Here is a 14,737-nt window from a genome sequence, read left to right as displayed (position 1 = left end):
GGGACGGCTTTTTTTAGTGCGCAGAAACGGAAAGGCTGCAAGTTGTCCGCAAGGCTGACGCAGACTCTCCCGAAACGTTAAGATTTCATAGAGGTATTGTCCGCGGCAGAAGGCGAAGATAGAATAGGGAGAGGTTCTGGCTGCCCGATCATTGATTGTGCGTAAACGGCCGCGGCGGATCTTGCATAATAATCGGCGCAAGTTGACAAGAGGGCGGGGATGGATTGACCAGTTTTTTCAAATCCGATAAACAATCAAAACCGGTATCGTTCCAGAGCAAGTTGCTGTGGTCTTACATCCTGATCTTGACCGTGCCCGTCTTGTCGGCGCTGTTGCTGTACGGGGTCAATTTGTATTACCAGACACGGAGCAATTACGAAAACGTGCTGCGTCAGCTGAACAGCCGGACTAACGTTATCCTGAGCGATTTTGTATCGACCGTGTCGAGAAATACGTTTTTTTATTTAACCGATACGAAGCTGCAAGCGATTATGAATAAAAACGAATCACAGACCGGCAAAGAATATTTGGACGATTATCTGTACGTCCAGCATGCGATGGATCAATTCGTGCTTATGAACGGAAACATTTCGGCGATTACGCTGCTTGCTCCGAACGGTATGATTTACAACAGCACAAACGCGAGAGTGCCGGATATCGGTCAGGTCAGTGCGTTGTTTGGCGACAGGGAGACCGTCGGCGGCAAAATTCTGGTATCGGCTCCTTACAAGAGCAGCACCGTAAAAAACGAAGATCAGTTCGTATCCGCGCTCCGAACGTTGACCGATCTGAATGCCGACCGCAAATCGAACAGCTTCATTAAGGTCGACATCAATTTCAAGTCGATCATCAATATTTTGGGGAGCGCTTCCGATCGGAGCTCAAGCCGCTTCTACGAACCGGGAACGATCGTCGTCGCGGGCGATCAGGTGATTTACCACTCGCATGAAGCGGGGGACAACCGGGACTACCGGCAGATGACCGGTATCGCCGCTTTGCTGGAGCGTGACGCGAACTCTGCGGGGATCTCCATGAAAGCCGATCTAGGCAGAGGGGAGCAGCGGTATATGTTCAGCATGGTCGTGAACGAACAGACGAATTGGAAAATTATTCAGTACATTCCGGCTCAAGTTATCGACCGGTCGTTTTTGGTAAACACGGGTAATTATATGCTGCTCAGTCTTGCATGTCTGCTGGCCGCTTTTCTGCTGAGCGTCTGGATGACCAAACGGTTTATTCGCCCGATCAACAAGCTGAATCGGGCAATCAAGCTCGTCGATTCCGACAACTGGGATTTGGTAACGCTCGAGACGAAACGCAATGACGAGATCGGACGGCTGATCGGCAGCTACAAGGATATGATCGCCCGCCTGAAGGAAAGCCGGGAGAAGGAGCTGCTGTCCGGACAGCTGCAGAAGCGGGCCGAGCTGAATATGATGCAGGCGCAGATCAATCCGCATTTTTTGTACAATACGTTAAACACGATTCATTCCATTGCGGAGCTTCAAGGCTCGGAGGAAATCGCAGCCGTATCGAGGAGCCTGTCGAGCATGTACCGGTACAATATTAAAGCGGGCGATAGGGTGGAGATCGGACAGGAGCTGGAACAGATCCGCAACTACATTACGATTCAGCAGATCCGGTTTTTCGGAAAATTCGAGGTCCGCTATTCGATTTCGGAGGAGTTGTACCCGTATAAGATACTCAAATTTCTGCTCCAGCCGCTGGTGGAAAACTCGTTTTACCATGGTCTTGAGCCAAAAGGGGGAAGAGGCCTGCTCATGCTGTCCATGGAGCTGAAGGGGCAGTTCGTCGAGATCCGGATCGAGGACGATGGTGTCGGGATGGATAACGACAAGCTGGAGGAACTGAACGGCATGTTCGCCGAGCCCGGGGCGCCGCAGACCGACAATCCGAGTCCGCACTTGGGGCTGCAAAATATACATGGGAGAATTAAACACTACTACGGTCCGGAATATTGGATTAGGGCGTCACAGCGGCCTGAGGGAGGCACCTGCATCGAGATGGCGATTCCCGCTGTGAAAGGAGATGGCATGCGATGAACATCATGGTCGTCGATGACGAATATTTTGCCCGCAAGGCGCTTGTGCAAACGATACGAAACTGGAATCCCGAGGCGGAAGTAATGGAAGCGGAGGACGGCTTGCAGGCATGGAGCCTGTTGAGCGAGCGTCCGGCCGATCTCGTGCTGTCCGATATCCGGATGCCGCTGCTGGACGGAATCGAGCTGGCTGCACGCTTGTATCTAAGCTATCCGGATACGATCAATGTCATTATAAGCGGGTTCGATGATTTTAATTATGCGCAGCAGGCCATTCGGTACAAGGTGGAGCGATATTTGCTGAAGCCGGTCGACAAGGCGGAACTGTTGGAATTGCTCGAGCAAGTTAGGGATAAAGCGCTTACCCTTTCGGAGAAAAGGCTGGAAAGTCAATTTGCCTCCAGCTTGTACGATAACGAAGACGCGCCGGCGGACTTGTCCGGAAGTTATACGCTTGCGGTCGTTCGATTCGAAGCTGGGGAGAGGGATTGCATCAAACGGCTGCTGATCGGGAAACTTCGCGAAAGCGGCATTCGGGCGGTCGCGACCCACTCGAGACGTTACGGGAATCTGATCGTGCTTCACCTGCAAATTCCGTCATCGCCAGACGGCGGCTGGGAGGACGCAGGCGTCCGTCTGCTCGCCGGTCTGGTTCACCGTCTTTCTGACCAGGCCGGAGTCAGGATTGATGTCGGTTTGAGCCGGCGCCGGGCCGACCCCGGCGAGCTTGGATCGGCGTACCGGGAAGCCAGGGAGGCGCTGCTGCACCGGTTTGTGTGCGACAGGAGACTTGTCGTATACGCTCCCCAGGAGCCAGCGGCAGTAAGCGGCTTCAGTCATACCGAGCTGGACGAGTGGCAGTCCTCCTTATACCGCAAAGCCTGCAGAGGCGCCGGCGATGAGGCCGGCAAGCTGGTCCGCCAGACAATCCGGCAAATCGTAGACCGCGAATTTCCTCCCCGGCTGTTGCTGGAAATTGCGGACCGGACGACCCGCGTCGTCAATCTGCTGAACGAACTCGCAAGCGGCAACGGTGAGCGGACCGATTCGTTCATGGACACTCCCGATTGGCACGGATTCGGCAGTGCCGACGAAGCGGCGGATCTGCTCGGCGACTCGGTGGAAAAGGCGGCGGCCAAATGGAAGCTGTCGATGACAAAAAACGATTTGGGCGATCGATTGATCAGTTATGTCGAACAGCATTACCGGGACGATATCGTGCTGGAGCAGATCGCGAGAAACGTATTTTTTACCGATCCGACTTATTTGAGCCGAATATTCAAGAAAAAAACCGGAGTCCGCTTCTCGCAGTATGTATTGTCGCTTCGCATGAGCAAGGCGAAGACGATGCTGGAAAGCGACGGTTCGCTTCCGGTATCCGAAGTGGCGTCTTCGGTAGGCTTCAACGATTACTCCTACTTCATCCAGATGTACAAGAAGGTGTACGGCGAGACGCCGGGGCAAACGAGAAAGCAGCCTGTGACGTAAGGGGAGGCATTCGAGCTTCGAGCAAGGAAAGGAGAGATTCCTTACCAAGAAAAACTACAGTTAAATCGCGGTCGTTCTTCCGTGCTTTACATCGAATAGTCGTTTTTCTTAACGCTAAGGAATCCCAGCGGTTCCCGGGAATAACAAGGGAAAGGAGAGATTCCTTACCAAGAAAAACTACAGTTAAATCGCGGTCGTTCTTCCGTGCTTTACATCGAATAGTCGTTTTTCTTATATTCACCCAGTCACTTCTATCCTATTGGCCCATAACGCATTACTCTATACTGAACTTGTCAGACGAACACGAGGAGGAAGGGGTCAAAGGCAATGAAAACATCGCATCAGAAGTGGACGGCAGCCGCACTCGCTTCTCTGCTCGCCGTCGTTACGGGCTGCTCGGGCGGCAGCGGCAGCGGCGAACAGGAGGGAGCTACCAAGTCGGGAGGGTCCGAGAAGGTCAAGCTTGAGTTTTTCCAAATGAAAGCGGATGCCGTCGATATCGACAATCAGCTGATCAAGACGTTTCAGGAGAAATATCCGAACATTACCGTCGAACAAAACAACGTTCCGAATCCGGAGAACGTTTGGACGATGCGCGTGTCTACGAACGACGCACCGCAGGTGTTTACCCATTACCCGCATAACGCGGTCTTTCAGCAAATGTCCAAGGAAGGCAGCGTCGTGGATTTGACCAGCGATCCGCTGCTTGCCAACGTTCAGCCCGCGATCGTCGAGCTCAGCAAAATCGACGGGAAGAACTATGTAGTTCCCGTAGCGCTGGCAACGCTTGGCGTATATTACAACACGAAAGTATTTAACGATCTCGGTTTGAAAATTCCGCAAACGTACGACGAACTGATCAAAACGGCGGAGACGATCAAAGCCGCCGGCATTACGCCTTTTTATTTCCACGACAAGGACTGGAACGGCATCCGGCAGGAGGTCGTCTTCAAAATGGGTCTGATGCTGCCGAACATCGAATCATTTCTGGACGACGTCATGATGGGCAAAGCGCATATCACCGACCGCGCGGATATGAAGCCGTTCGCCCAAAAGCTCTACGAAATGCGGAAGTATTCGCAAAAAGATGCGCTCGGTACCGGATACGACGATGCGCTTCGCGAATTCGCAAACGGTAAGTCGGCGATGTGGTTTACCGGCATTTGGGCCATCAAGTCGATCAAGCAGGCGAACCCGAACCTCGAATTTGCAATGTTCCCGATGCCGCCGGAGAAAGCGGAAAACGCCAAAACGCAAGTGTCCGTCGACACCGCGATCGGCCTGCCGGCGAACGGCAAGCATAAGGAAGAGGCGAGGAAATTCGTCGAATTTATGGTGTCCAAGGAATCGGTGCAGCGTTACGTCGACTTCGGAGGTTACCCGGCGGCGATCAAAGGCGTTAATAACGGTGTGAAGGAATTGACGACTTTGAACAGCCTGATCGAGGCAGGCAAAGTGTATCCGACGATCGAACGTTTATGGCCGGCGGGAGTGAACGCAGACGTCGGCAAGGCTACCCAGGAGCTGTTCGCGACGGGAGACATCGACGCGTATTTGCAAAAGCTGGACTCGATTTTCTATAACAAGCTGAATAAGAAGTAAACGGTGCTACAACAGCCGTTGTTAAGGCCCCCTCGATCCTTCGGAAGCCGGGTTGCCGGTCCAAGTCCGCAGCTGGAGGGGGTTTGTTGTGCCCGTTGGACTATATCAATATCCGGAGGTGGATGATGGAGGCGATTCGTTCGACCGGGACCAAGGCCCGGAGGAAGATGCCCTTTGCCGGAATGAAGGCGGGATCAATCTTTTTTCTGCTCACCGTTCCGGCACTCGTCCTGTATGTGCTGTTTTTCGTTTTCCCGGTAGCAATGGGGATTTACTACAGCTTGACCGATTGGAACGGCTTTTCCAAATCGTACCGGTTTATCGGGCTGAGCAACTATATCGAGCTGCTCGGTGACAGCCGGTTCCTCCATTCCTTGAAATTTACGTTTGTGTACACGGGACTCGTTGTCGTCCTGAAGCTTGGCCTTGCGCTTGCTCTTGCGCTTTTGCTGACAGGGCCGCTGAAGCTTCGCGGCTTGTTCCGGTCGATATTCTTTTTTCCAGCCGTCTTGAGCATGATTACGGTCGGTCTTATTTTCAACCAGATCTTTTTCTCCGTGCTGCCGCCGATCGGCGAGTCGCTAGGTTTGGAATGGCTGTCCAAGAACATATTGGGGAGCAAGGATACGGCGATATTCGGGATCGTGCTGACCAACGTCTGGCAGGGCTTTGCCGTTCCGATGGTTATTTTTATCGCCGGTCTGGCCAGCGTGCCAAAAGATTTGCGGGAGGCGGCCACCATTGACGGAGCTTCGCCGGTGCAGCGTTTCTTCTCGGTTACGCTGCCGTTTCTGATCCCGATGCTTAATGTGAATCTGGTGCTGGCGATAAAGGGCGGGCTTACCGTATTCGATACAATCGTCGCGATGACGGACGGAGGCCCGGCGCAGGCGACCGAGTCGATCGGGTTTCTGATCTACAAGCACGGACTCAGCGAGATGAAGTTCGGTTATGGAACGGCTGAAGCGATCTATGTCTTTTTGCTGATCGCGCTGATTTCCTTTGTCCAATTCAAGTTTTTGAACCGGAAGGAGGCGGGCCAGCAATGAAGAAGGGAACGCTTCGTTTTTTGCGGTATGTGGTGCTGTCGGTCGGTTCGCTTTTTATTATGTTTCCGATGTATTTGACGATCGTCATTGCGATGAAGACGCAGGCCGAGTCGACCGCCAGCTTTTTCTCGCTGCCTTCCGGCTTTTACTTGGGGAATTTCCGGCAAGTGATTCAGAAGGCGAATTTCGGCACTTATTTGCAAAACTCGGTATCGATCACTGCGATTTCGGTGCTGCTGATGCTGCTGCTGATTCCGATGCTGTCATACGCCATCTCGCGCAATATGAACAAGACGTACTACAAAGCGTTGTACTTTCTTATATTGTCCGGAATATTCGTTCCGTTTCAGGCTGTCATGCTGCCGATCTACCGGCATATGAGCAATTTGCAGCTGCTGGATCAGACCGGCCTCATCCTGATGTACGTGACGCTTTCGTTTGCGCAGGGGATGTTTTTGTGCGTCGGATTTTTGAAAAACGTTCCGATCGAGCTCGACCAGGCGTCCAAAATCGACGGCTGCGGCGTGTGGCAAACGTTCGTGCGGATCGTATACCCGATGATGCTGCCGATTGTCGCTACCGTACTGATTCTGAACAGCCTGTGGATATGGAACGATTTCCAGCTTCCGCTCATTATGTTGAACCGGCACCCGGATTTCTGGACGCTGCCGCTGTTCATCTATAATTTCAAAAGCGAATACAGCTTCGACTACAATTTGGCGTTCGCCGGATTTTTCCTGACCATGCTGCCGATCCTCGTGCTGTACGGATTTACGCAGCGGTACATTATCGGAGGTCTGGCGGAAGGGGCTCTGAAATAAACGTCGGCACTCGAGCCATTATGTGTAGGAACATGAAAACGACCCGCGGCCAAGCGATTGGCCGAACCGGGTCGTTTTTATTTTTTAGATGAGCTCGACCACGACCATCTGGTGGCAATCCAGCTTGGGGACGGTGTACGAGATCACGCCATCTTGTTCGGTATACGGCACGTTCTCCATCTGCGGAGCCAAGTATACGTTCTTCACCGGGCGTCCCGTACGCAGCGAGCAGGAGATGTTGTACAATGGCACGATATCTTCGATAATCTCGATTTTCTCTCCGCGCCTCACCGGCGATGCGTACAGCAGATGGTGCACGAGACGGCCGTGCCCGTCCTGCCGCTGCACCGTCGTTACGCCTTGGGCAGGGAGCGTAGTCGTCAACGTCGCTTTACCGCCAAGCAGACGGCTTAACGCGGCAGATACGGTGTCGCGCAAAAACAGGCTGCCCTTCGCCGCATAATCCTCGAATACGTCCCAGGCGATATAGATGCCGGCCGATCCTTCCGTCATGCCGGGTCCGCCGCTGAGCTTGCCGTTCGGCGTATGCTGGTGCGAGCAAAAGGCGAAGGCGTCGCGGTTGAAATACGGATTGTGGCGCTCTCCCAGCACGGTGCCCCCGCCTGCTGCCGTGATCTGCTGGCCTTCGCTGTACATGACGTAAGCGGTGCCTTCTGGTGCGGCCGATCCGCCTGGAAGCGCCAGCTTCGGCACCCAATAGTCGGGACGGTACGGGGCCGTGCTGATCCAACTGGCGCCGAGATCGATCGCGAAGCCGCTGCCGTCTTCGCGCAAGCCCGAACGGCCGGTAGCAAGCACGCGTCCGCCCTGGTTCAAATAATCGAACAATTTCGCTTCCAGCGGCGCATTCAGCCGAATCCGGTCCGGAAGGATGAGGACGGGGTAATCGTTCCAGTCCGACTCGGGGTCAACGACGTCGAACAGCCAGTTTCCTTCGAGCAGCATCCGTACCGCGCCTTGGTCGGCCTTCGGGCACCGGCCCTCGCCTTCCGCTTTGCAGTCGGCCGCCTCGGTCGTCAGCAGTGCGATGTCCGCCACGTTGGAGACGGCTTCGCACCAGGCTTCCTTCGCCTCCACTTCCCGGTAGGCGGCTCCGATCAGCCGGTACGTCGCTTCATCCATGAGACCGTCCGGATGGAGCTGGTCGCCGATCGAGCAGCGCGCGCCGTTCGCCAGGCTGAGCGCGGTCTCGTAGCGGAGCGCATTCGGATGTTTGTAGCCGCCGAATTCGCCCCAGGTCGTATGGAACTTCCCGGTCATCCCGAGATAAGGCATCCCGAGTCCTTGTACGTAACGGGCCGACAGCGGGAAATGGTCGTATCCCCATCCGCCCGTCGGCAGCGATTCCAGCTCCAGGTGGGTATTGCGCTTCGCCAGATCGCGTCTGCCTTGCGGGATATGCCCGCCGTTGTGGAACACCGGCATGCCGGGTTTATGCTTTTGCGCCGCCTCATTGGTCCGTTCCGTATAGCGGGCGTACGTTTCTTCCCAGATCGGCATCATATCCGTCTTCACCCGGGGATCGATGCCCCGCTCGCGGGCCGTGCGGATACAGGAGTGGCAGTAACATTCCTTCACCCCGACGATGTCGAGGAAGATGCCGTCTGCGTCATAGTTCCGGACCACTTCTTCGATCTGCTCGACCAGCACATCGAGGTACGGACTGTTCATGCACAACGTATGGTAGCCCGGCGACAAAAAGTCGGGCGCCCAGTTGGTCTGCTCGTTGCGTCTGCGGGACAGCCATTCCGGCCGCTCGCGAGCCGTCTTCTCGTCAAGGCCCGCCGATAAATAAACGGGCGTTTTTACCCCGATTTCATGGGCGGCTTCGATCTGCGCGCCCAGCAAATCGAACGATAGCTGCGGGTGCATCCGGTTCGCCTTGGATGGATGATAGGCCCAGCCGTGATGACATTTGGAGAACACAGTGATCGAATCGACATGGCCGAGCTTCAGCATGTCCTGGAACTGCTGTTTCGAGAAGCGGGTGCCGATGCCGGCGATCGCTTCGGACGTATGGAAATCGAGATGCACCTGACGAAATCTCATGTGGACAACCCTCCTGGGCATAATCGGAGTTAGGATCGTTCTGTTGTGCATCTAAGGTGAAGGCAGGCCTGCCGGACGGCCCCTGTATGAACGGGCAACCTGTCCGAACGGCCGCCGGATGCGATCGTACCCCTGCTGGTACCAGTGTACCTCCGAACCGGAGCGTGAAACAGGGACACAGCCGACCAAAACTAGCACAATTTCGACTTCCGCAGACGGACCGGATCGGGTACGATAGAGCTATCGGCTGTGGACGGACGAACGATTGCCCCGCAGTCTAAAGTTTCGGATAAGGAGAGGCGGACAGATGGAGTGTCTGGAGTGGAGCGTGTCGCCGCTGCCCCAGCTCGTGACCGTGGGACATGCGGTATGGCGGACCGGGATGCGGCATTTCTCGCGGCAATTCGGGCTTTATGACGTGTTGTTTGTAAAAACCGGCTGCTTGTATATGGCGGAGGAAGGGACGGAATATGCGATCGGCACCGGGCAGATGCTGATGCTGGAGCCGGGGCACACGCATGTCGGGTATCGGGAATGCGAAGAGGATACGGAGCTGTTCTGGCTTCATATTCAGCATGAATCTGCACAAAACCGCTTGCCCGCCTCCGACATCCCCTGGTCGCTCGTGCTGCGCAAAGGAACGGATCTCGACCCGGCTCCTCCGAGCCGGCCGATCTATATGCCCAAGTACGGAGTGCTGGAGATGGAGGAAGTATGGGCGATCTTAACCGAGATGGACCGGCTGCACAACCGACTGAATGTGGATAACGTGCTGCAGCTTCAACTGCACTATGTCCGTCTGCTGGCCAAGCTGCAGGAGCTGATCCGCTCCTCCGGCTCGGAGAGCCGTTCCGGCAAGCTGGCCGCAGCGGTGGCGGCTTTCCTGAGACGGTACGAGGACGTTCCTTACGAGGCTTCGCAGCTGGCGCGCGAGTTTCACTACAACCCGGATTACATCACGCGTTGTTTGAAGCGCCACACCGGGATGAGCCCGCTCGAATATTTGCGCCATATCCGGATCGGCAAAGCTTGCAGGCTGCTGGAGCAGCGGGCGGAGCTGACCGTGAAGCAGATCGCCGAAGCGGTCTGCATGCCCGATCCGAACTATTTTTGCCGGATGTTCCGCAAAGAGACCGGGATGTCGCCGGCGGCGTACCGGAAAAAGCGGTTGGGCTACAGCTGACCCTTTATTCGTGCCTAATATGGTAAAAATGCCATCAAGAGCCGCCGGGTCTCCCGGCGGCTCTTGATGTTGGAAAAGTGCATAGGACGATTTGAAAAATGCATGGGTTGCCGCCGGGAGCGGATGTATAGTGGGGAGGAGCTTGACGATAGCGGCTAGAGAGGGGGCTGCACGGAAACGATGGCAGCGGATTTTAGCAAACTGTACTATTACAAGCCGGATCGCGGAGAGGCGATGCCCGAGACGGTAACCGCCGATTTGTGCGTGTACGGAGCGACGCCCGCAGGGATAGCGGCAGCGGTGCAGGCTTCGCGAATGGGGCTTACAGCCGTCATCGCCGAGGCGGGTGACCGATTGGGCGGAGTGACCGCCAGCGGTCTGGGCAAGACGGATTTCGGCATCAAGCGGACGATCGGCGGGCTCGCCCGGCAATTTTACCGGGAAATCGGCCGGAAGTATGGCGGCGAGGAGGAAGACGGAGCGGCTTTTCTGCTGGAGCCTAGCGCCGCCGAAGAGATTTTCGGGCGATGGGTGGACGAGGCCGGGGTGCACGTCATGTACCGGCAGCATCTGCAGCAGGTCATGAAGGTGGCGGAACGGATAACGGGGCTTCGCATGGAGAACGGTTGCGTCATCCGCGCGGCTATGTTCATCGACGCCACATATGAAGGCGATCTGATGGCAAAAGCGGGCGTATCGTATACGATCGGCCGGGAAGCGAACGCCCTCTACAAGGAGACGTTAAACGGCATCCAGTTCGGCTCGCCGAACCACCGGTTTAACGCGTGGATCGATCCGTATGCCGTCCCGGGCAAGCCGGACAGCGGCCTGCTGCCGGGTGTATCGGACGAAGCTCCGGGCGTTCAGGGGCAAGGGGATCGTTCCGTTCAGGCCTACAACTTCCGCATCTGCCTGACGAACGTACCGGACAACCGGCTTCCGTTCCCGGAGCCGCCGGGCTACGACCCGGACCGATTCGAGCTGCTCCGGCGTTATTTGCAGGCCGGCGTATGGGATGCGATGCAGCTCAATCTGATGCTTCAGAACGGCAAAACCGACCTGAACAACCGGGGAGCTGTGAGTACGGACCTTATCGGCGCCAACCACGGATGGCCCGGCGGCGATTACGCGGCGAGGGAGATGATCTTTCAGGACCATGTCCGGTACAACATGGGGATGCTGTATTACTTAAGCTATGACGAGCGGGTTCCCGCCGCGATACGCCAGGAAATGAGCCAGTGGGGGCTTCCGGCCGACGAATTCACCGGGACGGCGAACTGGCCGCATCAGCTCTATGTCCGCGAAGGCCGACGGATGGTATCGGATCTCGTCATTACCGAGAATCATTGCCGCCATTATGTAAGCGAGCCGGACTCGATCGGGATCGCTTCCTACAAGATGGACTCGCACAACTGCCGCCGGATCGTGCTGGACGGCTGCTGCGTGAACGAAGGCAATGTCGAGACCCCGACCGCGGGTCCTTACCCGATCCCGTATCGGGCGATCGTACCCAGAGGCGACGAATGCACGAATCTGCTCGTTCCGGTATGCTTGTCCGCCTCCCATATCGCTTACGGATCGCTGCGGCTGGAGCCGGTGTTCCTGATCCTCGGCCAGTCGGCCGCAGCGGCGGCAGTACTGGCGCTCGAGAAAGGAACAAGCGTACAAGAGGTCGAGTACGCGGCGCTTCGCGACCGGCTGATCGCAGACGGACAGCTGCTGCATCCGTAATGCGGGCATGAGTGGGCGGCGGAGATTCAGGGATAGCGCGGTGCGTGCCGCTTCCGGTATTCCGACGGATTCGTGCCGGTCTCCTTCGTGAAGATGCGGCTGAAGTAAAAACCGTTGTCGTAGCCGCACAGCTGGGCGATATGATCGATCGTGTAGTCGGATTGGCAAAGCAGTCTCTTCGCCTTCTCGATGCGGCATTCCGTTACGTAGCGGGAAGGCGTCACTCCGAAGCAACTGCGGAACCGGCGGGCGAAATGGACCGGATGCAGATGAAACCGGGAGGCTGCGTCGGCGATCGAGCTTTCCTTGTCCAAATGGAGCTCCAGCCATTCCTTCGCTTCCAGCATCAGCTTGTCCCGGATGCCGCTAATGCGGGACAGCCGGTTCGATTCGCGCTCGATCTGAAGCCACAGGTCGTTCACCAGATGGTTTTTCCACGCCCTCTCGGGCTCGCTTAACCGTCCTGCCGCTTCCTGGAGGCAGGAATAATTGCTCCGCAGCCGATCCGAATCGCCGATGGTCACCTTGTAGGCGAACAAGTCGTGCAGCCGGTCCTGCAATTCGAGATGCCGATTGGCGTTCGGCGCGGTCCAATTGCATTTGATATAATGAAACGTCAAAGGTGTAAGCGTTTTCCGATGGAAATCAAGATAGGGCGGGCAAACGACAATGTCGCCGGTACCCGCTTCGCCGCGGGCGCCCTGAATCCGGTACTCGAACCGGCCGTGCTCGACGGCCATTAATGTCCAGGCGGGGTTGGCGGCGCAGCGCAGCATGAATTCGCGCTTGTCTTTTAAATATTGGTGATCGCTGAGGGTGACCGCATATTCCATCGATGGTACCTCCATTCGACGCGTTGCTGTTCGTCTCCAGTATACAGACAGAGGAAAGCAGCGGGCAAGATGATTCCTAAGCGGCCGAGAATGCCGCTGGGCCTGCGACGATGATGACAAGGGGGAACGAAAATGAAGACTTGGTACCGAACATGGGGAATGGCCGTGATGGCCGCCGCTTTGACGTTGTCCGCCTGCGGTCAGACGGACAACAAGCCGGAGCAGCCTGCGGCGAAGCAAGAACCAGTCACGCTGAATTTTTTCTATAACGGGTTCTCGGAAAGTTTGACCAACCAGTTGAAGGCCAAAATTGAGCAAAAATATCCCCATATCACGATTCATATGATTCTTCACGGCACCGGGACGACGATCGACGACACGATCGCCGCTGGCACAAAGCTTGATTTGGCAGCGTTTACAATGGGGCAGCTGTTTAAAGTGATGGAGCTGAAGCTCGTCTCCGATATGTCGGATCTGGTGAGCAAGCACGGCTTCGATCTGAACCGGCTCGCTCCGGGCGTACTGGATGCGGTGAAGGGGTATTCCGAGAAAGGCGAAATTCTCGTCATGCCGTACGAGCTGAACAACAGCGTGCTTCTGTACAACAAGAGCATCTTCGACAAGTTCGGCGTCGCGTACCCGAAGGACGGCGTTACTTGGGACGAAGTGACCGAGCTGATCCGCAAAACGTCGCGGACGGAGAACGGGGTGGCGTACAAAGGATTCAGCTACAGCGGCGCGAACCCTGTCTACAAAAACCAGTTCGGTCTGCCGTTCGTCGATCCGCAGACGAACAAATCGGCGCTGTCGCACGACGGCTGGCAAAAATGGCTGGGCGCGATGACCTCGTTTTATAAAATCCCGAACAACTCGCTCGAGGGGAACGCCGACAACGCGTTCTTCAAAAACAAAACGATGGCGATGCGCACCGGTCCGAACCCGCTCGATCTGCTGCCCGCGGCTATCGAATCGGGTCTCGATTGGGATGCGGCGACGATGCCGAAGTTTCCGACTAACGAGAGCAGCGGCTCCCAACTGAACGCGCCGTTTTATTTGATCCCGCCGGCGAGCCCGCACCGGGACGAAGCCTTTCAAGTAATCGTCTACCTGATGTCCGACGAGATGCAGACGTGGAACGCCCGTCAGGGCCGGGTGCCGATCGTCAAGAGCGAAAGCGTCGTTCAGCAGTTCGGAGCCGATCTGCCGTTCTTACAAGGCAAAAACTATACGAACGCGGTATTTAAGGAAGTGATCGCCAAGCCAGTCCGCGTCACAAGATACGACGGTATCGTCCGAACCGAGCTGGCCGCGGCTTTGGCGGAAGTCGCCCAGAAAGGAACGGACGTCAACACCGCCTTGCGCAGCGCCGAAGAGCGGGCGAACAAACTAATCGCCGAGCAGATGAAGTAAGGGCGCTTAGGTCCGAAGCGATGGCAGGAGCGGCAGGCCCAAGGCATCGCGACGGGGAAGGAGGTAACTGGGCACCGGGAATGCCGTTGTTGGCGGGGCGGCTTTCCCGTTTTTTGGATGGCGAAACGAGCAGGTGTAAGCTTTCAGCGAGACTGAGCTTACTGGCCGTTTACGAATGCTATTCCGCACCGCGCGAAGCTCCCAGCGCGCGGTGCTCGGCGCCACATCGAAGTGGTCAACCCGCGTTGCATCAGGAGACCGTTGCTCGTGGGGAAGATTCTAGCTGGCTGGGGAGGCACATTCCTCGCTTATGAGGAAGAGTCTGTCCGCTGTCCGTGTCTGGGCCGGTGCATTGCCCGCTCACAGGGAGGAGAGAACTCCAAGTAAGAGCGGTTTGGAGTAACTACTTAGGTACAAAAAAGTGAAAGGTAAAGAAACTGGAATTAAAAGAGGAATTTACCTTGAAGAGACAAGGAGAGGGAAGAGAG

General features: G+C 56.2%; 10 protein-coding genes. 8 read left to right on the top strand and 2 right to left on the bottom strand.

From position 1 onward, the window contains the following. Positions 1–224 precede the first annotated feature (224 nt). From IDH45_RS26660 to IDH45_RS26640, 5 genes are all read left to right on the top strand, one after another. Positions 225–2,063 (top strand): sensor histidine kinase, encoded by a 1,839-nt coding sequence (locus tag IDH45_RS26660; protein ID WP_190931195.1) that lies wholly within the window; start codon positions 225–227, stop codon positions 2,061–2,063. Then, complete coding sequence (locus tag IDH45_RS26655) at positions 2,060–3,550, top strand: response regulator (RefSeq protein WP_190931194.1); 1,491 nt, start codon at positions 2,060–2,062, stop codon at positions 3,548–3,550. The genes IDH45_RS26660 and IDH45_RS26655 overlap by 4 nt, the downstream gene beginning before the upstream one ends. Positions 3,551–3,877: 327 nt before the next feature. After that, positions 3,878–5,152: an ABC transporter substrate-binding protein gene (locus IDH45_RS26650; RefSeq protein WP_190931193.1), complete on the top strand. Its 1,275-nt coding sequence runs from the start codon at positions 3,878–3,880 to the stop codon at positions 5,150–5,152. A gap of 95 nt (positions 5,153–5,247) precedes the next feature. After that, the gene (locus IDH45_RS26645) at positions 5,248–6,201 is read left to right on the top strand and encodes a carbohydrate ABC transporter permease (RefSeq protein ID WP_223836988.1); all 954 of its coding nucleotides are present in this window, start codon (positions 5,248–5,250) and stop codon (positions 6,199–6,201) included. Beyond that, positions 6,198–7,022: a carbohydrate ABC transporter permease gene (locus IDH45_RS26640; RefSeq protein ID WP_190931192.1), complete on the top strand. Its 825-nt coding sequence runs from the start codon at positions 6,198–6,200 to the stop codon at positions 7,020–7,022. The genes IDH45_RS26645 and IDH45_RS26640 overlap by 4 nt, the downstream gene beginning before the upstream one ends. Before the next feature lie 84 nt (positions 7,023–7,106). Here IDH45_RS26640 and IDH45_RS26635 read toward each other — a convergent pair whose 3' ends face one another. After that, positions 7,107–9,092, bottom strand: coding sequence for a beta-galactosidase trimerization domain-containing protein (locus tag IDH45_RS26635; protein ID WP_190931191.1), 1,986 nt, complete (start codon positions 9,090–9,092; stop codon positions 7,107–7,109). 307 nt (positions 9,093–9,399) lie between these two features. On the opposite strand from IDH45_RS26635, the gene IDH45_RS26630 reads away from it, so the two are divergent. Further along, the gene (locus IDH45_RS26630) at positions 9,400–10,275 is read left to right on the top strand and encodes an AraC family transcriptional regulator (protein ID WP_190931190.1); all 876 of its coding nucleotides are present in this window, start codon (positions 9,400–9,402) and stop codon (positions 10,273–10,275) included. Positions 10,276–10,455: 180 nt separating this feature from the next. Further along, positions 10,456–12,006, top strand: coding sequence for an FAD-dependent oxidoreductase (locus IDH45_RS26625; RefSeq protein WP_190931189.1), 1,551 nt, complete (start codon positions 10,456–10,458; stop codon positions 12,004–12,006). A gap of 26 nt (positions 12,007–12,032) precedes the next feature. On the opposite strand, the gene IDH45_RS26620 is transcribed toward IDH45_RS26625, so the two are convergent. After that, positions 12,033–12,839 carry an AraC family transcriptional regulator gene (locus IDH45_RS26620; RefSeq protein WP_190931188.1) on the bottom strand — a complete coding sequence of 269 codons (807 nt, stop codon included), beginning with the start codon at positions 12,837–12,839 and terminating at the stop codon, positions 12,033–12,035. A 132-nt stretch (positions 12,840–12,971) separates the two neighbouring features. On the opposite strand from IDH45_RS26620, the gene IDH45_RS26615 reads away from it, so the two are divergent. Next, positions 12,972–14,249: an ABC transporter substrate-binding protein gene (locus IDH45_RS26615; RefSeq protein WP_190931187.1), complete on the top strand. Its 1,278-nt coding sequence runs from the start codon at positions 12,972–12,974 to the stop codon at positions 14,247–14,249. Positions 14,250–14,737: the final 488 nt, after the last annotated feature.

This window comes from Paenibacillus oceani (assembly GCF_014705615.1).
GTDB classification, from domain to species: domain Bacteria; phylum Bacillota; class Bacilli; order Paenibacillales; family NBRC-103111; genus Paenibacillus_AB; species Paenibacillus_AB oceani.
Note: the sequence above shows the minus strand (reverse complement) of the source record. Positions and strands in the feature narration are given on the sequence as shown.

Bases quoted from the DNA above. Each gene is read 5' to 3' on its own strand.
- IDH45_RS26655 (WP_190931194.1), top strand. From the start codon at position 2,060: ATGAACATCATGGTCGTCGATGACGAATATTTTGCCCGCAAGGCGCTT.
- IDH45_RS26650 (WP_190931193.1), top strand. From the start codon at position 3,878: ATGAAAACATCGCATCAGAAGTGGACGGCAGCCGCACTCGCTTCTCTG.
- IDH45_RS26640 (WP_190931192.1), top strand. From the start codon at position 6,198: ATGAAGAAGGGAACGCTTCGTTTTTTGCGGTATGTGGTGCTGTCGGTC.
- IDH45_RS26635 (WP_190931191.1), bottom strand. From the start codon at position 9,092: ATGAGATTTCGTCAGGTGCATCTCGATTTCCATACGTCCGAAGCGATC.
- IDH45_RS26630 (WP_190931190.1), top strand. From the start codon at position 9,400: ATGGAGTGTCTGGAGTGGAGCGTGTCGCCGCTGCCCCAGCTCGTGACC.
- IDH45_RS26625 (WP_190931189.1), top strand. From the start codon at position 10,456: ATGGCAGCGGATTTTAGCAAACTGTACTATTACAAGCCGGATCGCGGA.
- IDH45_RS26620 (WP_190931188.1), bottom strand. From the start codon at position 12,839: ATGGAATATGCGGTCACCCTCAGCGATCACCAATATTTAAAAGACAAG.
- IDH45_RS26615 (WP_190931187.1), top strand. From the start codon at position 12,972: ATGAAGACTTGGTACCGAACATGGGGAATGGCCGTGATGGCCGCCGCT.